The following is a 25,257-nucleotide window of genomic DNA, read 5'->3' on the forward strand; positions in this document are numbered from 1 at the left end:
AAGGATCAGGCCGGTAGCGGCCGTGGCAAGTGGTGTGTGCGCGGCTGCTTGCGGTAGCGATCCACCGAGAGGTCGTCGGCACGGATTGCCGGGCGCGTGCCCGAGACCAAATCGGACAGCAACTGGCCCGAGCCGCAGGCCATCGTCCATCCAAGCGTGCCGTGACCCGTGTTGAGCCAGAGGCCGCGGATGCCAGCGGGGCCAACCACCGGAGTGCTATCGGGTGTCATCGGGCGCAGGCCGGTCCAGAACGTGGCACGGCTCACATCGCCCGCGCCCGGGAACAGGTCGTTCACCACGTGTTCCAGCGTGCGGCGCTTGTTCGGATCGAGCGAGCGGTCATAGCCGACGATCTGCGCCATGCCGCCCACGCGGATGCGGTCGTCGAAGCGCGTGATCGCCACCTTGTACGTCTCGTCGAGCACCGTCGACACCGGGCTCTTCGATGCATCGGTGAGCGGCACCGTGATCGAGAAGCCCTTGAGCGGATAGACGGGCAGGTTGGACAGGCCCGGCAGCACGTGCTTCACGAACGGCGTGGACCAGCTGCCCAGCGCCACCACCACGGCATCGGCCATCATCGGTTGCCCTTCGACGATCGCGCCGGTCACCGCATCGCCTTGCGTCAGCAGGCCGTCGATCGAGCGGTTGTAGATGAACTGCACGCCGATCGATTCAGCCATGGCTGCCAGCCGTTCCGTAAACAGCTGGCAATCCCCGGTTTCGTCGTTCGGCAGGCGCAAGCCACCGGCCAGCTTGTGGCCGACGGCGGCGAGCGCCGGTTCGCTCGCGGCGAGTTCTTCGCGCGAAAGCAATTCGTATGGCACGCCGGCTTCCTCGAGCACGGCGATGTCGCGCGACGCGGCTTCCAATTGCGCGTCGGTGCGGAACACCTGGAGCGTGCCCTGCTGGCGGCCTTCATAGCTGATGCCGGTATCCGCGCGCAGCGCGCGGATGCAATCCCGGCTGTACTCGGCCAGACGCACCATGCGCTCCTTGTTCACCGCATAGCGGTCGGCAGTGCAGTTCTGCAGCATCTGCCACATCCACTGAAGCTGGAACAGCGTGCCGTCGGGTTTGATCGTGAGCGGTGCGTGCTCCTGGAACATCCACTTGATCGCCTTGAGCGGAACGCCGGGTGCTGCCCACGGCGACGCATAGCCCGGAGAGATCTGGCCGGCGTTGGCAAAGCTGGTGCCAAGGGCGGGGCCGCCTTCGCGGTCAACCACGATCACTTCGTGACCGGCGCGGGCCAGATACCACGCACTGGTGACGCCGATAACGCCACTGCCAAGAATTAGAACGCGCATGTCGGGGGCTCTCTACTGCGGAATGGATGTGTGGGAGAATTCGCTTCTATACTATTGACTTCAAGGCAGTCATAGTTACCGAATTTCTCTGTAAAACAGGAAAAAATCATGAGAACGAGTCGTCAGCCGGTACGCGCGCTGGATCGGCTGGATCGGAGGATTCTGGGGGTCCTGCAGGCCGATGGCCGGATTTCGATGAAGGAGCTGGCGGAGGCCGTCGGGCTGACCATTACGCCGTGCATCGAGCGGGTGAAGCGGCTCGAACGCGACGGGGTCATCATGGGCTACTACGCGCGGCTGAACCCGGCGCTGCTCGGCAGCGCGCTGCTGGTCTTCGTCGAGATCTCTCTTGGGAACAAGTCGGGCAACATGTTCGAGCAGTTCCGGCGCGAGGTGCTGCGGATCCCCGAGGTGCTCGAGTGTCACCTGGTATCGGGCGATTTCGACTACCTGATCAAGGCACGCATCCGCGAGATCGGCGAATATCGCCGGCTACTCGGCGACATCCTGCTGCAACTGCCGGGCGCGGCGCAGTCGAAAAGCTACGTGGTGATGGAAGAGATCAAGGAGACGCTGGCGATCGCCGTGGACGAGAAGGAGCGCAGTCAGCCGGGCTGACGCGGCTCCAGGCCTGCCGGCTCAGAAAAGGCTACCCTGCGGCGAATCCTCGGGCGGCACGCGGAACAGATCGGTGCGCAGCGGATGGCGTTCCTGATTGAGCCCAAACCTCCGGCACGCGAGTTCGAAACGCTTGCGGACCAGCTCGGCAAAGATGCCAGTCCCGCGCATCCGGCTCGTGAATGTCGCGTCGTTGTGCTTACCGTTACGCATGTTCTCGATGATGCTCAGCACATGCTGCTTGCGGCCGGGGAAATGCTGCTCGAGCCATTCGATGAAGATGTCGTGAACCTCTAGCGGCAGGCGCAGCATGACGAATCCAGCCGACGTTGCCCCGACTTCGCTGCAGGCCTTCAGCACGTTTTCCAGATCGTAATCGGTGAGCGCCGGTATCACCGGGGCGAAGAGCACCCCGGCCGGCACGCCGGCCTCGGCCAGCAACCGGATGCCTTCGATCCGTTTGGCTGGTGTGCTGGCGCGAGGCTCCATCTTTCTGGCGATATCGGCATCAAGCGTCGTGACGGATATGAACACGCGCGCCAGCCCGTTGCGGGCCATGCGGGCAAGGATGTCGATATCTCGCGTCACCAGGAACGACTTGGTCGTGATGGCCACCGGGTGCTGGAAGCGTTCCAGCACCTCCAGAATGCCGCGCGTGAGCTCGAATTTCCGCTCGATCGGCTGGTACGGATCGGTGTTGGTGCCGAGCGCGATGACGCTCGGCTTGTAGTGTTTCTTGCGGAGTTCCTGCTCGAGCAGCGTAGCGGCATTTGGCTTGGCGAACAGTTTCGTCTCGAAGTCGAGACCGGGCGACAGGCCCAGGTAGGCATGATTCGGTCGCGCAAAACAGTACGAGCATCCGTGCTCGCAACCCCGGTACATGTTGATCGACTGGTCGAACGGAACATCGGGCGACTGGTTGCGCGAGATGATCGTCCTGGCTGGCTCGATCGCGATCGTTGTCCGTGGCGCGGGAGACTCGCCGTGCAAGGCTTCCAGATCGGCAAGCATGGCCGCATCCGCCTCTCGGGACAGGCTGTCGAAACGCGATTCCGTGTTGGACAGCGCGCCTCTTCCCTTGCGGAAACCATCGGGTAGTGACGTCATGGGGGCTCTTGACTCGTACAATCTCCAATACTGTATAAATATACAGTATTGCCGGCGAGATACCAGTGCCCTGCTCAGCGCCCTGATGGAATGTGCGCCCTGGGGATTGAACCTCCGACGGGCTTCAGATCCGGTCAGACGGTAGGTGTGGCCAAGGGAGGTGCGTCGTCGCGATCCCAGTAGGGCGGGGAGCCGAACCAGTTGGCAAAGAAGTCGACGAAGGCGTGTGTCTTGGCGGGAACCAGATGCCGGCTCGGATAGACCGCCCAGATCGAGACGACCGGCAATATCGGGTACTCATCCAGCACGGTGACCAACTCGCCGCGGCGCAGGTATGGCGCCACATCCCAGGTCGACTTCAGCGCGATGCCCATGCCCGCGATGATCGCGTCGCGAATCACCTCGCCGTTATCGGCGCGTAGCGTGCCCCGCACGCTCACCGCGCTTTCGCCGACTGGGGTATCGAAGCGCCAGGTCGATTGATCGCCAAGGATCAGACAGTTGTGATTGCGCAGGTCTTCCGGGTGCCGAGGGGTGCCGTGCCGCGCGAGGTATTCCGGCGATGCGCAGATCACGCGATGACTGGGTGCGAGCGGCCTGGCGACCAGCGAGGAATCGGGGAGCGCGCCCATGCGGAGCGCGACGTCGATCCCACTATCGACGAGACCGACGATCTGGTCGCTCAGGCGCAGATCCAGTGTGATGCCCGGGTAGGTGGACAGGAAGGCGGGGATCGCCGGCGAGACATGCTGGCGTCCAAACGAGGCAGGCGCCGTGACACGCAACGGGCCGTGTGGAACCTCCGCGCCTCGGCCCACGGATTGCGCGGCCACCTCCGATGCGGCCAGCAATGGCTCGGCATGAGTCAGGAACTGCTCGCCATCACCGGTGAGCGAAAGGCGGCGCGTTGTGCGATGTAGCAGGCGGGTGCCTAGCCGATCCTCCAAGCGCTGGAGCCGGGCGCTGGCAGTCGATGTCGACAGTCCCAGATCGCGTGCGGCCGCCGACAGGTTGCCGAGCGCCGCCGCGCGCACGAAGACCGCGATATCGGTCAGGTCGAACGGCATCGTTGGCGCGCGAAGTGGGGCCAGGCCGTCGGCTATTCCTGCGAGAGCGCCTTGGCTGCTTCGACTTGCGATTCGAAGAACGTCTGGAAGCTGATGGCAAGCCCTGCCATCAGCAGGCCGGTGCCGATCATCAGCGAGAAGATGATCAGGATGACCACGGGCCAGCCCGAGCGCGTGGGCGTGCCATGAGGGTTGTATTGCGCATCCCACTTGTCGTCGGGGCGCAGCCCGAACACGATGGCCGTCAGGAAGGCGCTGATAAGGGACGCGCCGCCGGCCACTGCGAAGACCCAGTTCAGTGCGGTATTGCCCGTGCCGAGGATCAGCGAGGCGATACCGAGCACGCCTGCTACGGTGCAAAGCAGGTGGACCCAGCCGAACTTGTCGCCCAGCCCTTTCAGATAGAAGCGATGCGCTCCAAGGCTGCCGAGCAGGAAGGCCAGCGCAACGGTGGCCAGTTTCGATTTGCCGCGTGTGTTGCGGGCTTCAGTGGCGATGGCGGGGGCTTGGCTGGCTGCAGGCATCGGTATGGGGACGGAGACGGTATGGCCGCCATGGCGGGCAGTGGTCGCACATTGTACGCCGGGCCCGGACCGATACCCCAGTGGTCAGAACGGCCAGACGGAGGCCAGAACGCCGGATACCAGCACGGAGATATGCGTTTCGCTGTACAGCACGAGCGTCAGCAGCAGCATGAACAGCACTGACAATGACAAATGGCCCGCGTGCCGGGCCAGGTCCGAAAAAAGCGGGGACATGATGAACCTCGACAGGGATGTCTTGTGGAGGCTGCGCCCGACCTTGGTGTCGATCAGTGGGTACCGGGCAGAGGCAGGTCAGGTCGGTTGCCGTCTGCGCAACGACGGCACGCTGTGCGACTCCGGACAGCGCCGGGCGGCAGCCTGTGCGGCGTCAATCAGCACGCACAAATGTAGAGACAAAGGGGAGCGCGTGGAAGTTCCGGTTACGTGACAAGCCATCGTCGCGGCTAGCGTCCGCCGTCCCGTCCGCGCGCCTGCCATCCCGGGCCAACATTGCCGGGGTGTGCTTCGGCATTTCGGAGCGTGGCTTCGCCGGGGCTGTTGCGATCGCCGCCACCGGGCTGGCGTGCGCGTTGCTCGTCGTCGCGCCCGCCGGGGCTGGCGGGGCGCCCGCTCAGACGGTCGTCGTTACGGGCCCTTGCTTCCATGCGATCAATCTGTGCCTGCACATGATCGCGATTTTCCGCCCGCACGCTGGCGATCTCCCATCCGTTGGCAGAACGCACCGCCTGCACCGTGCGATCGGTGCGGTTGTGATGCCAGAAGGCGACTTGCGCGTGGCTGACTGCAATGCTGCCGCCAAGGCTGGCAACAGCCACGGTACCAGCCACCATAAGGCGCAGGAGGGGGCGGGTAAACATGCGGAATCCCAAGGTCCTGTTGCTGAGAGAAGTCAGGAGTTGGGTTCATGGTACGCAGGGGCCGTGTGACCGCCAATGCCAATCCCGTTACCGGTGTAACGGATTGTTTCGTCAAATTTGTCAGCTTTGGCGCGTCTACTTCGATGCCGCGCCAGGCCAGCATTGGCGCGGTATCGAAGCGGTTTCAGGGCGCGTAGCGGATGCGATAAATCGCATTGGCTTTGTCGTCGCTAACCAACAGCGAACCGTCGCTTGCCACCTGCACGTCGACCGGGCGACCCCACGCCTTGCCGTCGCGCAGCCATCCTTCGGCAAAAATCTCCTGGCGAATGACGCGCCCATCATCATCGAGCACGATCCGCGCAATCCGGTAGCCGATGGCAGTGGATCGGTTCCAGCTACCGTGCTCGGCGATGAAGATGTTGTTCTTGCGGTATTCCGGCGGAAACTGCGTGCCGGTGTAGAAGCGCATCCCGAGCGCGGCCACATGTGGCCCCAGCTTGGCGACTGGCGGAGTGAACGCCGAACACGGGCGCTGTTTTCCGAACTCCGGGTCGGCAATTGTGCCGGCGTGGCAATACGGAAAGCCGAAGTGCTCGCCTTCACGCGTCAATCGATTCAGTTCGTCGTCGGGCTGGTCGTCGCCGAGCCAGTCGCGCCCATTGTCCGTGAACCACAGTTCGTGCGTGACGGGGTGCCAGTCGAAGCCAACCGTGTTGCGCACGCCCCGGGCCACCACGCGCAGGTCGGAACCGTCGGGCTTCATTTTCATGATGTTCGCGTAGCGGTTCTCATCCGGCGCGCAGATATTGCATGGCGCGCCGACGGGCACGTAGAGATACCCGTCAGGTCCAAATGCAATGAACTTCCAGCCGTGATGGGTTTCGGTCGGAAATTTGTCGCTGATAGTGACCGGGCGCGGCGGGTCGTCAAGACGGCCCTCGATGTTGTCGAGCCGTACGATGCGCGACGTCGATGAGGCATACAATGCGCCATCGCGAAAGGCGACGCCCACGGGCATCGTGAGTCCGGACGCGATGACGCGCGTCTTCGGATGTGGGCCGAGCGGCGACTCCAACGCATATACCTTGCCCTCCGCGCGGCTGCCCACGAACAACGTGCCCTTCGGCGACAGCGTCATGGCTCGCGCGCCGGGCACGTCGTCGCTGAGCACTTCGATCTTGAAGCCCGGCGGCAGCCGGATCTCGTCGATCGGCAGGGCGGCCTGCGCCGTCGCCGCAGACCAGACGGCACCCAGTAGCGCCAGCCTGCAGAGGAATTTCGCGAGGTAATTCGCAATGTGTCGATTTGGCCGCATGTCATGCCTCCGGTTCACGGTTTTCGCCACGGTCTGGCTGGCCGCATGTTGCGTCAAAAGCGCACCGATGGAGCCGAACAGGGCGGGAAAGTCCTAAGTGTTTGTTTGGGCTCGGGAAGTGGGCTATACTCTTGCGTTTCGTGTTCGCACGCTCCCGTTTTTTCGAGGAATTAACATGGTCGTAATCCGTCTGGCTCGCGGCGGCAGCAAGAAGCGCCCGTTCTTCAATATCGTTGCTACCGATTCGCGCAACCGTCGCGATGGCCGTTTCATCGAACGTATTGGCTTCTACAACCCGCTGGCTTCCGACAAGGAAGAGGGCCTGCGCGTTGTGCAGGACCGTCTGGCCTACTGGCAAGGCGTTGGCGCTCAACTGTCGCCGACCGTTGCCCGCCTGGTCAAGCAAGCCGGCAAGGCTGCAGCCTGATAGGTCTTGCGCGGCGTGCCCGTATGGCGCGCCGATGCAGAACTGACGCACCGCTAAAGTGACTGGCAATGCCCCTGGCCGCAAGCCGTTGAATCTGGCCGCCACGCAAGGCGGTGCCTCCGGCCGGCAGGAAAAACTGCCCGCCGCGCTGTTGTTCACGGACAGCCTGCCCGACGATCTGGTCGAGGTTGGCTATGTGGGCGCGGCTTATGGTATCCGAGGCTGGATCAAGGTCCAGCCACATGCGGACGACGCCTCCGCATTGCTCCACGCCCGCCGTTGGTGGCTGCTTCGCGCGCCGCCGGCCGGCGTGGTGTCGGCGCCGGCGCAGTCGGCCGAGGCTGTCAGCATCAAGATCTCCCAGTCGCGTGAACACAGCGGTACCGTGGTTGCGCAGCCGGCCGGCGTTTCGGACCGCGGTGTGGCCGAAATGCTCAAGGGGCGTCGTGTCTGGGTCCGGCGCGCGGATTTTCCCGCGGCGGAAGAGGGTGAGTTTTACTGGGTCGACCTTATTGGTTGTGCCGTAGTCAACGAGCAGGGCGAATCGCTCGGCGAGGTGACCGGCCTGATCGACAATGGCGCCCATCAGATCCTTCAGGTGGCCTACGAGCTACCGGACGGTAAGGCCGCTGAGCGGCTGATCCCGTTTGTCGACGCGTTCCTGCGGACGGTGGATACACCGGCCAGGCGGATCGTGGTGGACTGGGGGCTCGATTACTGAAGTGTCAGGGGAGGCGCGGATGCAGTTCGATGTAATCACGCTGTTTCCCGAGATGTTTCGCGCGCTGACCGATTGGGGCATCACCAGCCGGGCAGCCAAGCAGCAGCGCTACGCGTTGCGTACCTGGAATCCGCGGGATTTCACCGTGGACAACTACCGGACGATTGACGATCGGCCCTATGGTGGCGGACCCGGCATGGTGATGCTGGCCAAGCCGCTCGAGGACGCGATCGACGCCGCCACAGCGGCGCAGTCGGATGCAGGTGTTGGCAGGCCGCACGTGGTGCTGATGTCGCCGCAAGGCGCGACGCTGACGCACGAGAAGGTCATGGCGTTGTCGCAACGGCCCGGCCTGGTGCTGTTATGCGGCCGGTATGAAGCGATCGACCAGCGTCTGATCGATCGTCGCGTGGACGAGGAAATCAGCCTCGGCGATTTTGTGCTGTCGGGTGGCGAATTGCCGGCGATGGCGCTGATCGACGCGGTGGTGCGGCATTTGCCCGGCGTGCTGGGCGATGCGCAGTCGGCGGTCCAGGACAGTTTCGTCAATGGCCTGCTCGATTGTCCGCATTACACGCGGCCGGAAGAATATGAAGGTGTGCGGGTGCCCGATGTATTGCTCGGGGGCCATCATGCCGAGATCGAGAAGTGGCGGCGCCGGCAGGCGCTGGCCAATACCGCGCGCAAGCGTCCCGACCTGATCGTGGCCGCGCGCGAGCAAGGATTGTTGTCCAAGGCTGACGAGAAATTCTTGTCGGAACTGGCGGCGAAAGCAGGGCAGGAGTTCGCTCCCGCCAAGTGAAAACCCCATCCTCTGCCGGGGCCCAGCAAGTGTCTGGGGCATCCAACGCTGGCACGATGGTTATGGAGAAAACGATGAACATCATCGAGCAAATCGAGAAGGAAGAGATCGCGCGTCTGACCGCGAACAAGACCATCCCCGCATTCGCGCCTGGCGATACCGTTATCGTCAACGTGAACGTGGTTGAAGGTAATCGCAAGCGCGTGCAGGCTTACGAAGGCGTGGTGATCGCCAAGCGTAACCGTGGTCTGAACTCGTCCTTCATCGTGCGCAAGATCTCGTCGGGTGAAGGCGTGGAACGTACGTTCCAGCTGTACTCGCCGCTGATCGCCGGCATCGAAGTGAAGCGTCGCGGTGACGTACGTCGCGCGAAGCTGTACTACCTGCGCGAGCGCTCGGGCAAGTCGGCACGTATCAAGGAAAAGCTGGTGATGAAGGCCAAGCCGGCCGCCGTTGCCGCGGAATAAGCTTTCCCTGTCAGGCGCCGGGTAACTGGCGCCGTGCCGGATTGCGAAGGACACCCTCGGGTGTCCTTTTTGTTTGGCGGCGGCGCAACGCCAAGCGTTCTTGCTGCCGTGCAACATTACGCGCTTCTGTCATACTTGAAAGCGCTATGCGTCCAACATTCGATCCTGAAACGCTACCGATCATCGAGACCGATAGCCGCCACGCCCCCCTCTCCACGCCGCGCATGAGACCGGATTTCATCCGGCATCGTCTGCTTGCGCCACCGGCGTGGGAACCCGAACTGACCGATGAATCCCGTGTGTACGACCGGACCCGCGGCTTGCGTGAAGCGGCGGTACTGGTGCCCTTGGTTGAGCGTTCGGATGGTCTGACGGTGCTGCTTACCCAGCGCAATGCGAATCTGAATGCCCATGCCGGGCAGATCAGTTTTCCGGGAGGCGGGCAGGAAACCTACGATGCCAATCGCATCGCCACGGCGTTGCGCGAAACCGAGGAAGAGATCGGGCTGACCCGCAACTACGTCGAAGTGCTGGGATCGCTACCGGACTACATCACCGGTACCGGCTATCACGTCAGCCCTGTTGTCGGACTGGTGCATTCAGGGTTCACGCTCCGTGCCGATGAGCGCGAGGTGGCCGATATTTTCGAAGTGCCGCTGGCATTCCTGATGGACCCTGCCCGGCATGAGCGCCGGTTGTTCCGCTGGGAAGGCGGCGAGCGCATGTTCTACGCCATGCCTTACCCGCGCGAAGGCGGCGGTCAGCGCTTTATCTGGGGCGCGACGGCGGGCATGCTGCGCAATCTCTACCACCTGCTCGCGGCCTGAGCCGCGCCGCCGCCCGCTCCATTGGTCTTCGTCAGGCCGCGGCCTGAGTTGCGGTGTCGGTGCAGTGGGGGCAGCTCTTGCCCACCACGTACTTCGGGTGCTGCTGCTCCTCGGGCGTGACCACTGCGCGGCACGCGAAGCACTGAACCGGCCCCGCGGGTTCCAGGTTCGGATTCAGGGCGGTCCGGTAGTCGAACACGAAGCAGTCGCCGTTGTAGTGGCTTCCACCGACTTCCTCGAAGTACTTCAGAATGCCGCCCTCGAGCTGGTAGACGTGGTCGATTCCCACTTCCTGCATGTGGATGGCGGCCTTCTCGCAGCGGATGCCGCCGGTGCAGAACGACACGATGGTCTTGCCTTCGAACTCGGCCATGTTCTCCGCCACGGCTGGCGGGAATTCGCTGAACTTGTCGATACCGTACTCCACCGCCTTGTCGAAGGTGCCAACCGCCACCTCGAATGCGTTACGCGTATCGAGCATCACTACCGGGCGTCCCTCGTCGTCATGTCCCTGGTCGAGCCAGCGCTTCAGATCCACGGGGCGCACCGAAGGCGCGCGTCCAGCCTCGGGGCGGATCAGCGGCATCTTCATCGTGATGATTTCCTTCTTGGCGCGCACCAGCATGCGCTTGAAGGGCTGATTTTCCGACAGGCTTTCCTTCGGCGCGATGTCCGCGAACCGGGCATCGGCGTGGAGCCATGCCATGAATTCGTCGATCTGCTCACGCGTGCCGGCCAGGAACATGTTGATGCCTTCCGGCGCGAGCAGGATCGTGCCCTTCAGGCCGGCCGCGTCGCAGCGCTCGCGCATGACGGGGCGCAGGGTCTCGATGTCTTCGAGCGTGACGAACTTGTAAGCGGAAATATTGACGATCTGCATGGGTGACGCTGCCAGGGCCGGGCACCCGAAACGAGGGTGCTCGATAACTGCCTGATTGGAAAGGCGAAATTATAGCCCCTCAGGCCGCATCCCGACACCTCTTCGGGGGCGCTTCGCATTGCGCCTGCGCAAAAACCCCCAAGTGCGGCGATGGGGGAGCCGGTACAATGGCGCCCTATGTCCGCACCCCGCTTTGTACACCTCCGCCTGCACTCCGAGTATTCGATCGTGGACGGCATCGTCCGCCTCGACGATGCCGTCAAGGCCGCCGCCCGCGATGGGATGGGCGCGCTCGCACTGACCGACCTCGCCAACGCCTTCGGCCTGATCCGCTTCTACAAGGAGGCCCGTGGTGGGGGCGTCAAGCCGGTAGTGGGCGCTGACGTCTGGCTGACCAATGCCGAAGATCGCGACAAGCCCGCGCGCATGTTGCTGCTCGTGCAGGACCGCATCGGCTATCTGAACCTGTGCACGCTGCTGTCGCGCGCATGGCTTGGCAACCAGCATCGTGGCCGCGCCGAGTTCGAGCCCGGCTGGCTCGAGGAGCCGGGCGAGGAAGGCCTGCCGCTGGCCACCGGCCTGATCGCGCTCTCAGGCGCGATGGGTGGCGATGTCGGCCAGGCGTTGGCCAATGGGAATGTCGAGGCGGCGCGCCGTGCCGCCGAGCATTGGGCCCGGGTGTTCCCGCAACGCTATTACATCGAACTGCAACGTGCCGGCCAGCCTGGCACCGACGCCTACGTGCCGCAGGCCGTGCAACTGGCCGCGTCAATGCAGCTTCCGGTTGTCGCCACGCATCCGGTGCAATTCATGACGCCGGACGACTTCACGGCGCACGAGGCGCGCGTCTGTATCGCGGAGGGCGAACTGCTCGCCAATCCGCGCCGCACGCGCAAGTTCACCACCGACCAGTACTTCAAGACCCAGGACGAGATGACCGCGCTGTTCGCGGATATCCCGTCGGCGCTGCAGAACTCCGTCGAGATCGCCAAGCGCTGCAATCTGACGCTGGAGCTGGGCAAGCCACGCCTGCCACTGTTCCCGACGCCTGATGGCATGTCGCTCGACGACTACCTTGTGTTCATGGCCAAGGAGGGTCTCGAAAAGCGGATGCTGGTGTTGTTCCCGGACGAAGCCGAGCGCGAGAGCAAGCGTGCCGAGTACTACGCGCGTCTGGAGTTTGAGACCGGCACCATCATCAAGATGGGTTTCCCGGGCTACTTCCTGATCGTGGCGGACTTTATCAACTGGGCCAAGAACAATGGCGTGCCGGTGGGGCCGGGCCGGGGTTCCGGCGCGGGTTCGCTGGTGGCCTACGCACTTGGCATTACCGATCTCGATCCGCTCAAGTACGCGCTGCTGTTCGAGCGATTCCTGAATCCGGAGCGGGTCTCGATGCCCGACTTCGACATCGACTTCTGCCAGCACGGCCGCGATCGCGTGATCACGTACGTGAAGGAGAAATACGGCAAGGACGCCGTGTCGCAGATCGCCACGTTCGGCACCATGGCCGCCAAGGCGGCCGTGCGCGATGTGGGCCGGGTGCTGGATCTCGGTTACGGGTTTGTCGATGGCGTGGCCAAGCTGATTCCGTTCAAGCCCGGCAAGCTGGTCACGCTGGAGGAAGCGAAGAAGGAAGAACCGGCGCTGGCCGAACGCGAGCGCACGGAAGAGGAAGTGCGCCAGTTGCTGGAACTGGCGCAGCGTGTGGAAGGCATGACGCGTAACGTCGGCATGCACGCTGGTGGCGTGTTGATCGCCCCCGGCCGCCTGACCGATTTCTGCCCGCTCTACACGCAGGGCACGGACGGCATGAGCGGCGTGGTCAGCCAGTACGACAAGGACGACGTGGAAGCGGCCGGCCTGGTCAAGTTCGACTTCTTGGGCCTGACCACGCTGACGATCCTCGACTGGGCCGAGCGGTACATCCGCCGGCTCGACCCGAGCAAGGCCGACTGGAACTGCAGCCAGATTCCGCTCGACGACAGCCCCGCATTCGACATCCTCAAGAGCGCCAACACGGTGGCGGTGTTCCAGTTGGAAAGCCGCGGCATGCAGGGGATGCTCAAGGACGCGAAGCCTGACCGCTTCGAGGACATCATCGCGCTCGTGGCGCTGTATCGTCCGGGCCCGATGGACCTCATTCCGAGTTTCTGTGCCCGCAAGCACGGCCGCGAGAAGGTCGAATATCCCGATCCGCGCGTCGAACCCGTGCTCAAGGAGACCTACGGCATCATGGTCTACCAGGAGCAGGTGATGCAGATGGCGCAGATCATCGGCGGCTACTCGCTGGGTGGCGCCGACTTGCTGCGCCGTGCCATGGGCAAGAAGAAGCCCGAGGAAATGGCCAAGCACCGCGACATGTTCCGCGAGGGCGCCGACAAGAACGGGCTGACCGCCCAGCAGGCCGACGACATCTTCGACCTGATGGAGAAGTTCGCGGGCTACGGCTTCAACAAGTCGCACGCGGCCGCTTACGCGCTGCTGGCTTACTACACGGCCTGGCTCAAGGCGCATCATCCGGCCGAATTCATGGCAGCCAACATGTCGCTGGCCATGGACGACACCGACAAGGTCAAGATCCTCTATGAGGACTGCCGCCTGAACAAGATCGAAGTGCTGCCGCCGGACGTCAACGCCAGCGAGTACCGTTTCGCGCCGACCGATGCGAAGACCATCCGCTACGGCCTGGGTGGCATCAAGGGTTCGGGCCAGGGGGCGATCGAGGACATCCTGCGCGCGCGGGAAGAGCGGCCATTCGACGACCTGTTTGATTTCTGCGAGCGCGTGGACCGCCGCCAGGTCAATCGCCGCACGATCGAGGCGCTGATTCGCGCCGGCGCGTTCGACAGTCTCAACGACAATCGCGCCCAGTTGCTGGCCTCGGTATCGATCGCGATGGAGGCGGCCGACCAGAAGGCCGAGTCGGCCAACCAGGTGTCGCTGTTCGACCTGATGGATGACGCCGGCGCGTCGCATCGCCCCGAACTGGTGGATGAGCCGCGCTGGACGCCCAAGCGCACGCTGCAGGAAGAGAAGCAGGCGCTCGGCTACTACTTCTCCGGTCACCTGTTCGATGCGTCGCGCGACGAGGTGCGCCGGTTCGTCAAGGGCACGCTTGCCGCGCTCGAAAAGGAAGTGCAGGGCAATGGCGGTGGCTACGGCCGCGACGTGCGCGGCAAGGTGATTGCCGGCGTGATCACCGGCATCCGTACCCAGATGACCCAGCGCGGCAAGCTGATCATCGTGCTGCTTGACGATGGCACCGCGCAGATCGAAATGACGGTGTTCAACGAGCTGTACGACGCCAACCGTCACATGTTCCGCGAGGACGAACTGCTGATCGCGCAGGGCAATGCGCGCCACGACACCTTCACAGGCGGCGTGCGCTTTACGGCGGATTCGGTGCAGGACCTGGTTGCCGCGCGCGCCCGCTACGCCGATGCCGTGTGCCTCGGCTTCAACGGCAATGCCTCGACGGAGCGCCTGCGCGAGCTGCTGACGCCGTACCTGGCCCACGTGTCGCAGACCCCCGGCGTGCCGGTTCGCATCAGCTATGTCAACAAGACCGCGCAGTGCGAGGCGATGCTGGGCGACCAATGGCAGATCACGCCTTCGGAGGAAGCGTTGACGAGCCTGCGTACCGCCTTGGGCGATACCGTGCGCGTGTTGTATGGCTGACCCGACGAAGGCGCCGGTCGTACAGGGCGAGCGCAAGCCGCGCGTCCTGTTTCACGTCACGCACTTCCTGCACGGCGGGATCGAAACGTCGCTGGTGTCGCTGATCAACGCGCTGGATCGGGAAGGGTTCGAGATCGGCCTGACGGTGACGTATCCGTCCGAGGCGCTCGAGACCCATTTCCGCGCGCGGCTGCCGGCCGGCGTGAAGCTTCAGGTGCTGGCGCCCGAGCGCTGGCTCTCGCATTGCCGCCAGCTCAAGAAGGCGCGCAAGCTCGGGCCGCTTGGCAAGATCTACGAGGAAGTGCTGCTGCCGCCCGTGCGCAAGCCGCTGATGAATCGCCGCTTCCGGCAGGTGCTGGCGCAGGGCTACGACGTGGTGGTCGACTACGACATGTCGCTGTCGCGCATCACCGGTCCGCTGCCGGTCCCGATGATGGGATACCAGCACTTCAGCGTGGCGCACCTCGAGCGGGGTCATCGGCGCAAGCTGCGCAAGCTTCGGCACCAGTGCCGCACCGACTACGCGGCCGTGGTGATGCTGACCGACAGCATGTTGAACGATGCGCGGGCGCTGATTCCCGATGTGGCGGACAAGCTCGTGCGGCTCTACAACACCATTGACCTCGACAGCATCCGTGCAAGGGCGAACGCGCCGCTCGATGCTTCTGCGCAGCCGGCGGGACCGTACATCGTGTCCGTCGGTCGGCTCGAGGAAAGTCAAAAGGATTTCACGACGCTGCTGCACGCTTATGCGCAGCTTGCGAAGGAAGGTATCGACGAGAATCTGGTGCTGGTCGGCGATGGCGCATCGCGGCCGCAACTCGAGGCGCTGGCTCGTTCACTCGGTATCGCCGATCGCGTGACCTTTGCTGGCTTCCAGTCGAACCCCCATGCCTGGATTCGCAAGTCGCGGCTCCTGGCGTTCAGTTCGAAGATGGAGGGTTTGCCCAATGTGCTGCTTGAAGGGTTGGCAGTCGGGCAGGTGGTGGTCAGCACCGATTGTCCGACGGGGCCGCGCGAGATCCTCGACGATGGCCGCGCCGGGTTGCTGGTGCCGGTGGGCGATGCCGCGCAGCTTGCGGCGGCGATCAGGCGTGGCCTGCAGGACGCTGCGCTGCGCGAGTCACTGCTGGCCCACGCAGCGACCCATATCGAGCAGATGGGCTTCAGGCCGACGGCCCAGGCGTTCAGTGCGCTTGCGGATCGCCTGATGCGGCGGGCTGGCGTGCCGGCTGTTGCAGCAGCCACAGCTTGATGTACTTGTAGTAGCTGGCCTGACCGTTCATCAGCGCGATGGCCAAGCCCTGCGGGCCGTCCAGAAATCCGCGGCGCAGCAGGTAGGTGCGCAGGAATGCCCAGCTGCCATGCAGCCACGCGCTGGCCGGCGTGGCGGTCTTGCCACGCTGGAATGCCTGCGTGGCGCCCAGCGTCGAATACTGATCGACCTTGCGCAGCACCTGCGAGAAGTCGTCGTAGGTGTAGTGCAGCAGCGGATTCCGGAGGTGCGCGATCGGGCCGTCGGTGACGACGTTTTCGTGCACGAGGTCGTCGGTGAACCTGGCCTTTCCCACGCGGAACAAGCGGGTCAGGCGGTCGGGGTACCAGCCGCTGTGCCGGATGAAGCGGCCGCAGAAACGTGACAGGCGGGGCATGTCGTAGGCGTCGGCCTGACCCGATGCGATGGCTGCCAGGATCTCATCGCGCAGTTCCGGCGTGACGCGCTCGTCGGCGTCGATGGAGAGTACCCACTCGCTTTGTGCCTTGGACAGGGCGAGGTTTTTCTGTGGACCGAAGCCGGGCCACGTCGCGGTCTGGTGGACCTCCGCGCCCATGGCGCGGGCTGTTTCCACCGTGCCGTCCGTGCTGCCGGAGTCCACTATAATCGCGCGGTCGCACCAGGAGACGCTCTCGAGGCACTCCCGGATATTGTGTGCCTCGTTTTTAGTGATCAGTACGACAGAGATTTTCATAGAGATGCTTGCAATGGGATTCCGCACGCCGACGCTGCCCGCCATTCTAGCGGCAGTCGCCCCGGCGTCCCTTTCCCGTTGGCAAGTGGAGCGAACGTGACCGACAACAAACAACAAACGCCCCAGGAATCCGATACCCTCAAGCGCGTCTGGGCCTATCTGAAGCCCGAGAAGCGCAACTTCGTGCTGGCCATCATCGCCATGGGCCTGGTGGCGGCCAGCGAAGGGATTATTCCGAAGGTCGTCAACGACCTGCTCGACAAGGGCTTCGGCGGCAGCTACGCCGGCAAGCTCTGGCATGTGCCCGCGCTGCTGGTGGGCGTGGCGCTGGTGCGCGGCCTGGCGCAGTTCGCCTCGGGCTACCTGCTTTCGCAGATCTCGAACGGCGTGTTGCTGAAGATGCGGATGCAGATGTTCGACCGGATGCTGCACGCTCCGGCGCTGTTCTTCCACCGCAATACCGCTGCCTCGCTGATCAATGCCGTGATCTTCGAGGTGAACCAGGTGATGCAGATCCTCACCGGCGTGCTGATCACCTTGGTGCGTGACTCGCTGACCGTGGTGGCGCTGCTGATCTACCTGTTCTACACGAACTGGAAGCTGACCCTGGTGGTGGCAGTGCTGCTGCCGGCGATCGGCTTCGTGATGTCGAAGGTCAACCGCCGCCTGCGTCGCCTGAACCGTGAGCATCAGGCGCTGACCAATACCGCCGCCTATGTGGTGGAGGAATCCGTGGGCGGGTTCAAGGTGGTCAAGCTGCACGGTGGCGAAGCGTACGAAATGTCGCGTTTCGAGGCGATGGCCGAGCGGCTGCGCGGCTACTCGATGCGCATGGCTGTGGCTGGTGGCCTGAATCAGCCCGTGACGGCGTTCCTGGCATCGCTGGCGCTGTCCGTGATCCTGACGATCGCGATGATCCAGGCGCAGGGCAACCAGACCACGATCGGTGGCTTCACCGGCTTCGTGATGGCGATGCTGCTGCTGATCTCGCCGCTCAAGCATCTGGCCGACCTGAACCAGCCGCTGCAACGCGGCCTGACCGCGGCCGAGATGATCTTCGGCCTGATCGACGAGCCGATCGAGCCGCAGAACGGTGGCCTGCCGCTGGAGCGGGCCCGCGGCGATCTGGTGTTCGACAACGTCGGCTTCCGCTATGGCGATGCCGCGCGCGCCGCGCTGAACCATGTCAGCCTGCGTGCCGCGCCGGGCGAGGTCGTGGCGCTGGTGGGGCCGTCGGGTAGCGGCAAGACCACGCTCGTGAACCTGGTGCCGCGCTTCTTCGATCCGACCGAGGGTCACATCTTGCTCGACGGTCAGCCGATCGACCGTTTCGCGCTGGCCGACCTGCGTCGCCAGATCGCCTTCGTCAGCCAGGATGTGGTGTTGTTCAACGACACCGTGGCCGCCAATGTGGCCTATGGTGTGCATCCGCGCGAGAAAATCGACATGGCCCGCGTGGAACGCGCGCTGGCGGCTGCCTACCTGACCGACGTGGTCAAGGGCCTGCCGGAAGGGCTCGAAACGAACATCGGCGACAACGGCATGAAGCTGTCTGGCGGTCAGCGCCAGCGTCTGGCCATCGCGCGAGCGATCTACAAGGATGCGCCGATCCTGATCCTCGATGAGGCGACTTCGGCGCTCGACTCAGAGTCCGAGCGTCAGGTGCAGGCCGCGCTGGAATCGCTGATGGTCGGTCGCACCACGCTGGTGATCGCGCACCGCCTGTCGACGATCGAGAACGCCGACCGGATCGTGGTGCTGGAGCAGGGCCGCGTAGCCGAGCAGGGCAGCCACGCCGAGCTGATCGGCAAGAACGGCCTGTACGCGGGCCTGCATCGCATCCAGTTCGCGTCACAGGCATAAGCTGTTCGTGATTCGACGGCCGTGACGAGGGGTCACGGCCGGGCATGTACCAACAGGGGAACATACCCCGCTGAGGAGACAGACATGACCCAACCCATCAGCCGTTATCCGGTTCCCGCCATCGAGAACCTGCCGGACGACATCCGCCAGCGCGTGCTCGAAGTCCAGGAGAAGGCCGGCTTCGTTCCCAACGTCTTTCTGGCCCTGGCCCATCGTCCCGACGAGTGCCGCGCGTTCTTCGCCTATCACGACGCGCTGATGCTCAAGGAGACCGGCAGCCTGACCAAGGGCGACCGCGAGATGATCGTGGTGGCCACGTCGGGCGTGAACCAGTGTCTCTACTGCGTGGTGGCCCACGGTGCCATCCTGCGCATCTACGAGAAGAAGCCGCTTGTGGCCGATCAGGTCGCGGTGAACTACCTCAAGGCAGATATCACGCCGCGCCAGCGCGCCATGCTCGACTTCGCGATGAAGGTCTGCACGGACTCGCATACGATCGGCGAAGCGGATTTCGAGGCACTGCGCGCCCATGGGTTTGACGACGAGGACGCGTGGGACATCGCCGGCATCACGGCGTTCTTCGGGCTCTCCAACCGCATGGCCAACACCATCGGCATGCGTCCGAACGAGCAGTTCTTCCTGATGGGGCGCGTGCCGAAGGCCAAGTAGGGCGATTCGGCGGCTCAGCGGTTCAGGGGCTCGGGGGCTCAGCGGATCTGCGCGCAGCCGCCGTTCTTCGGGTCGAACAGCACGGGCCACGCCTGGTCGTAGATGCCCGGCGTGCAGTGCTTCTCGCATCGGGCATGAGCCAGCGTGATACGGCGCGGGTCCTGCCACACCATCAGCGTGCAGCCGCTGCCATCTATCGCATGCAGTTCGATGTGTGGCGTCTGCTGTACCTGCTTGAATTCCGACAGGTCGAAGTGGCACCAGCCACGGCGCGATACCCACAGCTTCCAGGTCAGCGATTCCACGGCATTGTGCGAGACACGCACCGTCGCGTCCTCGCGGAAACCATCTTCCTCGGTGCGTCGGCAGATGCCGGAGATGTCGATCTCGTGCGCCGCGATCGGTGTGGCGCGCACGGCGATTTCGGGGGTCTTCGAGGCGTAGGGAGCGGGAAGCTGGCCGGTGTAGGTGGGCGGCCCTTTCGGAGCGAACGCTTCGACGCAGGCGGCGCACAAAAAAACAGCCAGCATGGCTGGCATTGCATTTCTTAACGTCATATTGGCCCCCTTCACGCGACCCGCTCATCTACTGTAGGGGATGCCGCTGCAAAGGCCAGCAGGATATGTTCCGTGGAAGTCCTAGCGTATGGGTGGTGGAGCGGAACCTATACTCAACGGATGTGTCCGCGTCGGGGGGGCACCCGCCCTCTTGCCCCGCAACTCTCCCGCCTGCGGGCGAGAGGCTGGGGGAGAGGGCGAGGCCTCTCATTGGCCGATCACATTTCAGGCCACCGCTCGCATCTCGGCGGCGCGTGGTGCAGCAGGCTGCACCATCGGATATCCCGCCGCGAACACCAGGCGTCCGGCCGACCATGTATGCGTGACCATCGGCTGCCCGGCAACGCTGCCCACGGCGATGACGTCGGCGCGCTTGCCCGGCGCCAGCCGGCCGCGATCGTCCAGCAGGCAGGCATCTGCCGGATTGGACGTGACCAGCGCCAGCGCCCGGTCGAGCGGAAGATCGGCGAGGCGCGATGCGGCGAATGCCGCCGCGATCAGTGTGGACGGCTGGTAGTCCGAGCAGAGGATGTGGCCGACGCCGGCGTGAATCGCATCGATCGCACGCATCGAACCGCTCTGGCTTTTGCCGCGCAGCACGTTCGGCGCGCCGAGGATCGTCGGGAGCGCGTGGGCCGAGGCGGCCTGCGCCGTCTCCACGTTGATCGGAAACTCGCTCATGCGAACCCCCAGCGCGTGCATCGCGGCGATGCGTTGCGGAGAGTCGTCGTCGTGGCTGGCGGTGGGGATGCCGAGTTCGTGCGCCTTCGAGACCAGACGGTTGACGCGCTCGGTCGCGCCGGCCAACTCGGCCGACTTCTTCGCAGCCGCGTCGGCGGCTTCCTCGCGGCTCATGCCGTGATTGCCCATCATGTACGACAGGTAAGCATCGAGCGTCTTGAACTGGCCCTGGCCCGGCGAGTGGTCCATGACCGACAGCAGGTCGACCACGCCTTCGGCCATCAGCATCTCGAGCACCGGCACGGCGGCGTTATCGGTGACTTCATAGCGGCAGTGGATGCGATTGTCGACGAGGCTGTGCGCGCGATACGCGGCCACGGTGCGCACCAGCGTCGCGGCGGTCTCGTTGTTGCGCACGCCGAACTGGTTGCTGGCGAACGACAACGCGTGGTACGGCGTGGTGATGCCGGCTGCGGCATTGCGGCGGTCGACCTGCGCCACTGCGAAGTCGAGCGGGAACAGCACATTGGCGCGTGGCTCGGCTTCCTTTTCGATGGCATCGCAGTGGACGTCGATCAGTCCGGGCATCACGGTGTGGCCGCGCAGGTCGATGACCTCGGCGTCGGCCGGGGCGGAAGCTGGCTCGATGGCGGCGATCTGGCCATCGGCGATCAGCATTGCGCTGTCGTGCAGGACGCGATCCGGTAGTACCAGCGTCGCGTGCGTGAGGTAAGTGGTAGGCATGTCCGGTTCCAGTTCAGGTTCAGGCAAGCGCCGTAGCCGGCTGCAGCGGCAGCATCCGCGTGGCCACCGCATCGCGCACGGCCTCGTCGTGGAAGATGCCGATTAGCGAGCGGCCCTCGGCCAGCGCTTCGCGGATCAGTTCGATCACCACCGCCCGGTTGTCGGCGTCGAGCGATGCAGTGGGCTCATCGAGCAACAGGATCGGATGGCCCCCGATCAGGCCGCGCGCGATATTCACGCGTTGTTGCTCGCCGCCGGAGAACGTGGCGGGTGGCAGATCCCAAAGGCGGCGTGGCAGGTTCAGCCGTTCAAGCAGCGTCGCGGCGCGGGCGCGGGCTTCCTCGTGGCTGGCGCCGCGTTGCTGCAGTGGATCGGCTACCACGTCGAGCGCGGAGACGCGTGGGATCGCACGCAGGAACTGCGAGACATAGCCGATCACATCGCGGCGCAGTTTGAGCACGCGCTGCTCCGGGGCGTTGGTCAGTTCCACCCATGGCTCGCTGGCCTCGCTCGTGTCGCGCAGGCGGATCGTGCCTTCGGTCGCGAGGTAGTTGCCGTAGAGGCAGCGCAGCAGCGTGCTCTTGCCGGTGCCGGAACGGCCGGACAGCACGAGGCATTCGCCACGCGAGGCGTCAAAGTCGATGGCGCGCAGCACGGGCAGGCGAATGCCACCCTGGTTGTGCAACGTGAACATCTTGCCGAGGCCGCGGACCTCGATCAGTTTCTGGTTGTTGGATTGCATCATGATCATCCCTGCAGGATGGAGGAGACCAGCAACTGCGTGTACGGATGCTGCGGGTCATCGAGGATCTGATCGGTCAGGCCCTGTTCGACCACGCGGCCGCCCTGCATGACCAGCGTGCGGTGCGCGAGCAGGCGCGCCACGGCCAGGTCGTGCGTGACGAGGATCGCGGCCAGGCCCAGGTCGGTGACCAGGCGGCGCATCAGGTCGAGCAGCCGGGCCTGCACGGAGACGTCGAGCGATGCGGTCGGCTCGTCCATGAACACCAGGCGTGGATGTGTGACCAGGTTGCGCGCGATCTGCAGACGCTGCTGCATCCCGCCCGAGAACGTGGTCGGCACATCGTCCAGTCGGGCAAGGTCGATTTCCATTTTCTCGAGCCAGGCGCCCGCGATCTCGCGCAGGTCACCGTAGTGGCGATTGCCGACGGCCATCAGGCGCTCGGCGATATTGGCGCCGGCGCTCACCTGCATCCGCAGGCCATCGCGGGCGTGCTGCCGCACGAAGCCCCAGTCCGTGCGGGCCAGCAGACGCATCCGCGCGCTCGACAGTCCGGCCAGATCGGTCAGCCCCGATTCGCGCATGTCGTAACTGACGCTGCCGCGCTGCGCCTTGACCTGCATCGACAGGGCTTGCAGCAGCGTGCTCTTTCCCGAGCCCGATTCACCGACCACGCAGAGCACTTCGCCCGGATAGAGATCGAAGTTGACATCGTGGCAGCCATGCACGCCGTCCCAGGTGTGCGTCAGGTCGCGTACGGAGAGCAGAGGCGTTGCGTTCATTGGGCACCTCCTGCGGCCTGCTTCACAGCCTGCGCGGCCTGGCGGTCGGCGCAGTACTCGGTGTCCGAGCACACGAACATGCGCGTGCCGGCATCGTCGGTGATGATCTCGTCGAGATAGCTGTCGGTGGCGCCGCATTGCGCGCAGCAGCTCGACCACTTTTCCACGGTGAACGGATGATCGACGAAGTCGAGGCTCTTGACCGTGGTGTACGGCGGCACGGCATAGACGCGCTTCTCGCGCCCGGCGCCAAACAGCATCAACGCGGGGCTACGGTCGAGCTTCGGGTTGTCGAACTTGGGGATCGGCGAAGGCCGCATCATGTACCGCTGGTTGACGATCACGGGGTAGTCGTAAGTGGTGGCGATATGGCCGTGATGGGCGATGTCTTCGTAGAGCTTCACGTGCATCGAGCCATATTCGGCCAGCGCGTGCATCGTGCGCGTTTCGGTTTCGCTCGGCTCCAGCCAGCGCAGCGGCTCGGGAATGGGTACCTGGTAGACCATCGTCTGGCCTGCGCTCAGCTTCGTTTCAGGAATGCGGTGACGGGTCTGGATGATGGTGGCGTCGGTGGTGCGTTCGGTCGTCTGCACGCCGGTCACGCGGCCAAAGAAGCGGCGGATGTTGATCGCGTTCGTGGTGTCGTCCGATCCCTGGTCGATGACCTTGAGCACGTCCTGGCGGCCGATGATCGCGGCGGTCACCTGGATGCCGCCCGTGCCCCAGCCATACGGCAGTGGCATTTCTCGGCTGCCGAACGGCACCTGGTAGCCGGGGATCGCAACGGCCTTGAGCAGCGCCCGGCGCAGCATTCGCTTGGTCGATTCGTCCAGATAGGCGAAGTTGTAGTGTTCGTCGCGCGCGACGGTAGCGGTGGCGTTCATGCCAGCGACTCCTCCTGGGGTTGGTCTTCGGCCGGCGCATCGGTGGCCGCGCCCTGTTGCTCGGCGCGCAGCCGCCGCAGCAGTTCGAGGTTGGCCTGGAAGTCCACGTAGTGCGGCAGCTTCAGGTGTTGCACGAAGCCGGACGCTTCGACGTTGTCGCTGTGATACAGCATGAATTCGATATCGTTGGCCGGTGCGTCACCTGCCTCGCCGAGCTCTTCCGCGCGCATCGCGCGATCGGCCAGCGCCATCGACATCGCCTTGCGCTCGTTGTAGCCGAACACGAGCCCGTAGCCACGCGTGAGTCGCGGCGCTTCGTCGGCGTTGCCGGCGAACTGGCTCACCATCTGGCATTCGGTCACTTCCACTTCACCGATGGTGATGGTGAAGCCGAGTTCCTCGATGAACATCTCGACTTCGGTGCTGCCATAGCGAATCTCGCCGGCGAACGGGTGCGAATTGCCATAGCCGCGCTGCGTGGAGTAGCCCATCGACAGCAGAAAGCCTTCATCGGCGCGCGCTAGGTTCTGCAGGCGTGCGGGCCGCTCGGCGGGGAACGTCAACGGTTCGCGCGTCAGGTCCGGCGGGGCGGGGTCGCCCGGAGGAATCGCGTCGGCTTCCACCAGCGATTCGGCTTCCAGCAAGCTGGTGACGCGCGGCATGTTCGGGGCCAGCGGTTCCGGCGAGGGCGCTAGCGGCGCGGGGTCGCGGCCCGCTTCGAGCGTGAAGTCGAGCAGACGCTGCGTGTAGTCGTAGGTCGGCCCGAGGACTTGCCCGCCGGGCACGTCCTTGAACGTCGACGAGATCCGGCGCTGCAGGCGCATCTTGCCGGTATCCAGCGCCTGGGTATAACCGAAGCGTGCGAGCGTGGTGCGATAGGCCCGCAGCAGGAAGATCGCTTCGATCTGATCGCCCGCAGCCTGCTTGAGCGCGAGCGCGGCCAGGCGCGGGTCATAAAGCGAACCCTCGGCCATCACGCGCGATACCGCCAGCGGCATCTGTTCGCGGATCTGCTCGAGTGTGATTTCCGGTACCGACGTGTCCCCCCGACGATAGGCGTCGAGCATCTGGTAGGAGTTCAGGATGGCGCGTTCGCCTCCTTTGACGGCTACGTACATCTCAGTCCTCCACGAGCGTGGTGCGCGTCATCGCGCAGAATTCGTCGCCGCTGGCCAGCAGCAGGTCCACGCCGAGCGGGAAGCCCGCGTTGTTGGCGCGCCAGCTTGCGCGGAAGTCCGCAGGCAGGCCGGTCACGCACAGCGATTGCGTGGTTTCGATGCCGGGGCCGCGCAGCGTGAGCGTGTCGCCAGCGTGCAGCGAGGCGACTTCCACGAGCAGCGTGGCCGAGCGGTCCGGGTAGGCGGGCAAGCCCTGCGCGCATTCGGCGAGCGCGGGCATCGCATGGCCGGCGGGGATGCAGACGAAGGTGGCTTCGCCCAGGTTGTCCACGAGCGGGCAGCCGCAATGGAAGCGCAGGAACGCGCGCGCGGCAGCGGGCACATCGGCGGGCAGCCAGACCGGGGTGTCGGGGTCCGCCAGCGTCAGCAGGAGGGCGGTCAGCGCCGGGGACAGCCCCTCGGGCTGGCCGCTCGTCACGGGCAGCGTTTCCAGGCGGCCCGGATGGGCGAATGCTTCGAGCGCCGCTCGGAACACCTGTTGCGCGTCGTCCACGGGGTTATCGAAACCCGGCAGCAGCGAGGTGGCGGGGGCGGTGGTCATTGACTGGGTGGATGGCATC

At 64.7% G+C, this 25,257-nt stretch carries 26 protein-coding genes; 10 read left to right on the plus strand and 16 right to left on the minus strand.

The window, feature by feature from the left end; genetic code table 11:
- Positions 1 to 5 precede the first annotated feature (5 nt).
- A complete protein-coding gene (locus K6G35_RS03655) occupies positions 6 to 1,310 on the minus strand; it encodes a D-amino acid dehydrogenase (RefSeq protein ID WP_008643686.1) in 1,305 nt (434 codons plus the stop codon).
- A gap of 108 nt (positions 1,311 to 1,418) precedes the next feature.
- Here K6G35_RS03655 and K6G35_RS03660 point away from each other — a divergent pair, with 108 nt between their 5' ends.
- Positions 1,419 to 1,928, plus strand: coding sequence for an Lrp/AsnC ligand binding domain-containing protein (locus K6G35_RS03660; RefSeq protein ID WP_495676105.1), 510 nt, complete (start codon positions 1,419 to 1,421; stop codon positions 1,926 to 1,928).
- Between the two features lie 21 nt (positions 1,929 to 1,949).
- Here K6G35_RS03660 and K6G35_RS03665 read toward each other — a convergent pair whose 3' ends face one another.
- From K6G35_RS03665 to K6G35_RS03690, 6 genes are all read right to left on the minus strand, one after another.
- Positions 1,950 to 3,035 carry a PA0069 family radical SAM protein gene (locus tag K6G35_RS03665; RefSeq protein WP_035881529.1) on the minus strand — a complete coding sequence of 362 codons (1,086 nt, stop codon included), beginning with the start codon at positions 3,033 to 3,035 and terminating at the stop codon, positions 1,950 to 1,952.
- Positions 3,036 to 3,169: 134 nt separating this feature from the next.
- Entirely contained in the window at positions 3,170 to 4,102 is a 933-nt protein-coding gene (locus K6G35_RS03670) for a LysR family transcriptional regulator (protein WP_008643689.1), read from the minus strand.
- Between the two features lie 32 nt (positions 4,103 to 4,134).
- Positions 4,135 to 4,626 (minus strand): NINE protein, encoded by a 492-nt coding sequence (locus K6G35_RS03675; protein ID WP_008643690.1) that lies wholly within the window; start codon positions 4,624 to 4,626, stop codon positions 4,135 to 4,137.
- 84 nt (positions 4,627 to 4,710) lie between these two features.
- Positions 4,711 to 4,860 (minus strand): hypothetical protein, encoded by a 150-nt coding sequence (locus K6G35_RS03680; RefSeq protein WP_008643691.1) that lies wholly within the window; start codon positions 4,858 to 4,860, stop codon positions 4,711 to 4,713.
- Between the two features lie 230 nt (positions 4,861 to 5,090).
- Positions 5,091 to 5,504, minus strand: a complete 414-nt coding sequence (locus tag K6G35_RS03685) for a hypothetical protein (protein WP_008643693.1) — start codon at positions 5,502 to 5,504, stop codon at positions 5,091 to 5,093.
- Positions 5,505 to 5,688: 184 nt separating this feature from the next.
- The gene (locus K6G35_RS03690) at positions 5,689 to 6,822 is read right to left on the minus strand and encodes a PQQ-dependent sugar dehydrogenase (RefSeq protein WP_495676106.1); all 1,134 of its coding nucleotides are present in this window, start codon (positions 6,820 to 6,822) and stop codon (positions 5,689 to 5,691) included.
- 175 nt (positions 6,823 to 6,997) lie between these two features.
- Between K6G35_RS03690 and rpsP the strand changes: the two genes are divergently transcribed.
- The 5 genes from rpsP to K6G35_RS03715 all read left to right on the plus strand — a co-directional run bounded on the left by rpsP (position 6,998) and on the right by K6G35_RS03715 (position 10,066).
- The gene (gene rpsP, locus K6G35_RS03695; protein WP_008643697.1) at positions 6,998 to 7,249 is read left to right on the plus strand and encodes a 30S ribosomal protein S16; all 252 of its coding nucleotides are present in this window, start codon (positions 6,998 to 7,000) and stop codon (positions 7,247 to 7,249) included.
- A 58-nt stretch (positions 7,250 to 7,307) separates the two neighbouring features.
- Entirely contained in the window at positions 7,308 to 7,970 is a 663-nt protein-coding gene (rimM, locus tag K6G35_RS03700; RefSeq protein WP_035881535.1) for a ribosome maturation factor RimM, read from the plus strand.
- Positions 7,971 to 7,989: 19 nt separating this feature from the next.
- Positions 7,990 to 8,772 (plus strand): tRNA (guanosine(37)-N1)-methyltransferase TrmD, encoded by a 783-nt coding sequence (gene trmD / locus K6G35_RS03705; protein WP_008643703.1) that lies wholly within the window; start codon positions 7,990 to 7,992, stop codon positions 8,770 to 8,772.
- A gap of 74 nt (positions 8,773 to 8,846) precedes the next feature.
- Positions 8,847 to 9,239 carry a 50S ribosomal protein L19 gene (gene rplS, locus K6G35_RS03710; protein WP_008643705.1) on the plus strand — a complete coding sequence of 131 codons (393 nt, stop codon included), beginning with the start codon at positions 8,847 to 8,849 and terminating at the stop codon, positions 9,237 to 9,239.
- A gap of 146 nt (positions 9,240 to 9,385) precedes the next feature.
- Positions 9,386 to 10,066, plus strand: a complete 681-nt coding sequence (locus tag K6G35_RS03715; protein WP_008643707.1) for a CoA pyrophosphatase — start codon at positions 9,386 to 9,388, stop codon at positions 10,064 to 10,066.
- Positions 10,067 to 10,097: 31 nt separating this feature from the next.
- Here the strand turns inward: K6G35_RS03715 and K6G35_RS03720 are convergent, their stop codons facing one another.
- Positions 10,098 to 10,946, minus strand: coding sequence for a sulfurtransferase (locus K6G35_RS03720; protein ID WP_008643709.1), 849 nt, complete (start codon positions 10,944 to 10,946; stop codon positions 10,098 to 10,100).
- 177 nt (positions 10,947 to 11,123) lie between these two features.
- On the opposite strand from K6G35_RS03720, the gene dnaE reads away from it, so the two are divergent.
- Complete coding sequence (dnaE, locus tag K6G35_RS03725) at positions 11,124 to 14,627, plus strand: DNA polymerase III subunit alpha (RefSeq protein ID WP_008643711.1); 3,504 nt, start codon at positions 11,124 to 11,126, stop codon at positions 14,625 to 14,627.
- The gene (locus tag K6G35_RS03730; protein WP_495676107.1) at positions 14,620 to 15,882 is read left to right on the plus strand and encodes a glycosyltransferase; all 1,263 of its coding nucleotides are present in this window, start codon (positions 14,620 to 14,622) and stop codon (positions 15,880 to 15,882) included. The genes dnaE and K6G35_RS03730 overlap by 8 nt, the downstream gene beginning before the upstream one ends.
- Here K6G35_RS03730 and K6G35_RS03735 read toward each other — a convergent pair.
- Positions 15,815 to 16,597 carry a glycosyltransferase family 2 protein gene (locus K6G35_RS03735; RefSeq protein WP_060784708.1) on the minus strand — a complete coding sequence of 261 codons (783 nt, stop codon included), beginning with the start codon at positions 16,595 to 16,597 and terminating at the stop codon, positions 15,815 to 15,817. The genes K6G35_RS03730 and K6G35_RS03735 overlap by 68 nt on opposite strands.
- Before the next feature lie 96 nt (positions 16,598 to 16,693).
- On the opposite strand from K6G35_RS03735, the gene msbA reads away from it, so the two are divergent.
- Both msbA and K6G35_RS03745 read left to right on the plus strand, forming a co-directional pair.
- On the plus strand, positions 16,694 to 18,460 hold the full coding sequence (msbA, locus tag K6G35_RS03740; protein WP_035820263.1) for a lipid A export permease/ATP-binding protein MsbA: 1,767 nt from the start codon (positions 16,694 to 16,696) through the stop codon (positions 18,458 to 18,460).
- Positions 18,461 to 18,544: 84 nt separating this feature from the next.
- Complete coding sequence (locus K6G35_RS03745) at positions 18,545 to 19,129, plus strand: peroxidase-related enzyme (RefSeq protein WP_011515599.1); 585 nt, start codon at positions 18,545 to 18,547, stop codon at positions 19,127 to 19,129.
- A gap of 38 nt (positions 19,130 to 19,167) precedes the next feature.
- On the opposite strand, the gene K6G35_RS03750 is transcribed toward K6G35_RS03745, so the two are convergent.
- The 7 genes from K6G35_RS03750 to phnH all read right to left on the minus strand — a co-directional run bounded on the left by K6G35_RS03750 (position 19,168) and on the right by phnH (position 25,256).
- Positions 19,168 to 19,686, minus strand: a complete 519-nt coding sequence (locus K6G35_RS03750; RefSeq protein WP_035881542.1) for a hypothetical protein — start codon at positions 19,684 to 19,686, stop codon at positions 19,168 to 19,170.
- A gap of 225 nt (positions 19,687 to 19,911) precedes the next feature.
- Positions 19,912 to 21,111 (minus strand): alpha-D-ribose 1-methylphosphonate 5-triphosphate diphosphatase, encoded by a 1,200-nt coding sequence (locus tag K6G35_RS03755; protein ID WP_035881543.1) that lies wholly within the window; start codon positions 21,109 to 21,111, stop codon positions 19,912 to 19,914.
- Positions 21,112 to 21,130: 19 nt separating this feature from the next.
- Positions 21,131 to 21,856: a phosphonate C-P lyase system protein PhnL gene (phnL, locus tag K6G35_RS03760; protein WP_040010934.1), complete on the minus strand. Its 726-nt coding sequence runs from the start codon at positions 21,854 to 21,856 to the stop codon at positions 21,131 to 21,133.
- Positions 21,857 to 21,858: 2 nt separating this feature from the next.
- Entirely contained in the window at positions 21,859 to 22,635 is a 777-nt protein-coding gene (gene phnK / locus K6G35_RS03765) for a phosphonate C-P lyase system protein PhnK (protein ID WP_008643728.1), read from the minus strand.
- Positions 22,632 to 23,519 carry an alpha-D-ribose 1-methylphosphonate 5-phosphate C-P-lyase PhnJ gene (locus tag K6G35_RS03770; RefSeq protein ID WP_008643729.1) on the minus strand — a complete coding sequence of 296 codons (888 nt, stop codon included), beginning with the start codon at positions 23,517 to 23,519 and terminating at the stop codon, positions 22,632 to 22,634. Before K6G35_RS03770 ends, phnK begins: the two co-directional genes overlap by 4 nt.
- Positions 23,516 to 24,637 (minus strand): carbon-phosphorus lyase complex subunit, encoded by a 1,122-nt coding sequence (locus K6G35_RS03775; RefSeq protein WP_008643730.1) that lies wholly within the window; start codon positions 24,635 to 24,637, stop codon positions 23,516 to 23,518. Before K6G35_RS03775 ends, K6G35_RS03770 begins: the two co-directional genes overlap by 4 nt.
- Position 24,638: 1 nt before the next feature.
- Positions 24,639 to 25,256, minus strand: a complete 618-nt coding sequence (phnH, locus tag K6G35_RS03780) for a phosphonate C-P lyase system protein PhnH (protein ID WP_495676108.1) — start codon at positions 25,254 to 25,256, stop codon at positions 24,639 to 24,641.
- Position 25,257 lies beyond the last annotated feature (1 nt).

It is taken from the genome of Cupriavidus sp. HY129 (assembly GCF_059492215.1).

Excerpts from the sequence above, each read along its gene's own strand:
- K6G35_RS03655 (WP_008643686.1), bottom strand. The coding sequence starts at position 1,310 with ATGCGCGTTCTAATTCTTGGCAGTGGCGTTATCGGCGTCACCAGTGCG.
- K6G35_RS03660 (WP_495676105.1), top strand. The coding sequence starts at position 1,419 with ATGAGAACGAGTCGTCAGCCGGTACGCGCGCTGGATCGGCTGGATCGG.
- K6G35_RS03665 (WP_035881529.1), bottom strand. The coding sequence starts at position 3,035 with ATGACGTCACTACCCGATGGTTTCCGCAAGGGAAGAGGCGCGCTGTCC.
- K6G35_RS03670 (WP_008643689.1), bottom strand. The coding sequence starts at position 4,102 with ATGCCGTTCGACCTGACCGATATCGCGGTCTTCGTGCGCGCGGCGGCG.
- K6G35_RS03675 (WP_008643690.1), bottom strand. The coding sequence starts at position 4,626 with ATGCCTGCAGCCAGCCAAGCCCCCGCCATCGCCACTGAAGCCCGCAAC.
- K6G35_RS03680 (WP_008643691.1), bottom strand. The coding sequence starts at position 4,860 with ATGTCCCCGCTTTTTTCGGACCTGGCCCGGCACGCGGGCCATTTGTCA.
- K6G35_RS03685 (WP_008643693.1), bottom strand. The coding sequence starts at position 5,504 with ATGTTTACCCGCCCCCTCCTGCGCCTTATGGTGGCTGGTACCGTGGCT.
- K6G35_RS03690 (WP_495676106.1), bottom strand. The coding sequence starts at position 6,822 with ATGCGGCCAAATCGACACATTGCGAATTACCTCGCGAAATTCCTCTGC.
- rpsP (WP_008643697.1), top strand. The coding sequence starts at position 6,998 with ATGGTCGTAATCCGTCTGGCTCGCGGCGGCAGCAAGAAGCGCCCGTTC.
- trmD (WP_008643703.1), top strand. The coding sequence starts at position 7,990 with ATGCAGTTCGATGTAATCACGCTGTTTCCCGAGATGTTTCGCGCGCTG.
- rplS (WP_008643705.1), top strand. The coding sequence starts at position 8,847 with ATGAACATCATCGAGCAAATCGAGAAGGAAGAGATCGCGCGTCTGACC.
- K6G35_RS03715 (WP_008643707.1), top strand. The coding sequence starts at position 9,386 with ATGCGTCCAACATTCGATCCTGAAACGCTACCGATCATCGAGACCGAT.
- K6G35_RS03720 (WP_008643709.1), bottom strand. The coding sequence starts at position 10,946 with ATGCAGATCGTCAATATTTCCGCTTACAAGTTCGTCACGCTCGAAGAC.
- dnaE (WP_008643711.1), top strand. The coding sequence starts at position 11,124 with ATGTCCGCACCCCGCTTTGTACACCTCCGCCTGCACTCCGAGTATTCG.
- K6G35_RS03730 (WP_495676107.1), top strand. The coding sequence starts at position 14,620 with ATGGCTGACCCGACGAAGGCGCCGGTCGTACAGGGCGAGCGCAAGCCG.
- K6G35_RS03735 (WP_060784708.1), bottom strand. The coding sequence starts at position 16,597 with ATGAAAATCTCTGTCGTACTGATCACTAAAAACGAGGCACACAATATC.
- K6G35_RS03745 (WP_011515599.1), top strand. The coding sequence starts at position 18,545 with ATGACCCAACCCATCAGCCGTTATCCGGTTCCCGCCATCGAGAACCTG.
- K6G35_RS03750 (WP_035881542.1), bottom strand. The coding sequence starts at position 19,686 with ATGACGTTAAGAAATGCAATGCCAGCCATGCTGGCTGTTTTTTTGTGC.
- K6G35_RS03755 (WP_035881543.1), bottom strand. The coding sequence starts at position 21,111 with ATGCCTACCACTTACCTCACGCACGCGACGCTGGTACTACCGGATCGC.
- phnL (WP_040010934.1), bottom strand. The coding sequence starts at position 21,856 with ATGATGCAATCCAACAACCAGAAACTGATCGAGGTCCGCGGCCTCGGC.
- phnK (WP_008643728.1), bottom strand. The coding sequence starts at position 22,635 with ATGAACGCAACGCCTCTGCTCTCCGTACGCGACCTGACGCACACCTGG.
- K6G35_RS03770 (WP_008643729.1), bottom strand. The coding sequence starts at position 23,519 with ATGAACGCCACCGCTACCGTCGCGCGCGACGAACACTACAACTTCGCC.
- K6G35_RS03775 (WP_008643730.1), bottom strand. The coding sequence starts at position 24,637 with ATGTACGTAGCCGTCAAAGGAGGCGAACGCGCCATCCTGAACTCCTAC.
- phnH (WP_495676108.1), bottom strand. The coding sequence starts at position 25,256 with ATGCCATCCACCCAGTCAATGACCACCGCCCCCGCCACCTCGCTGCTG.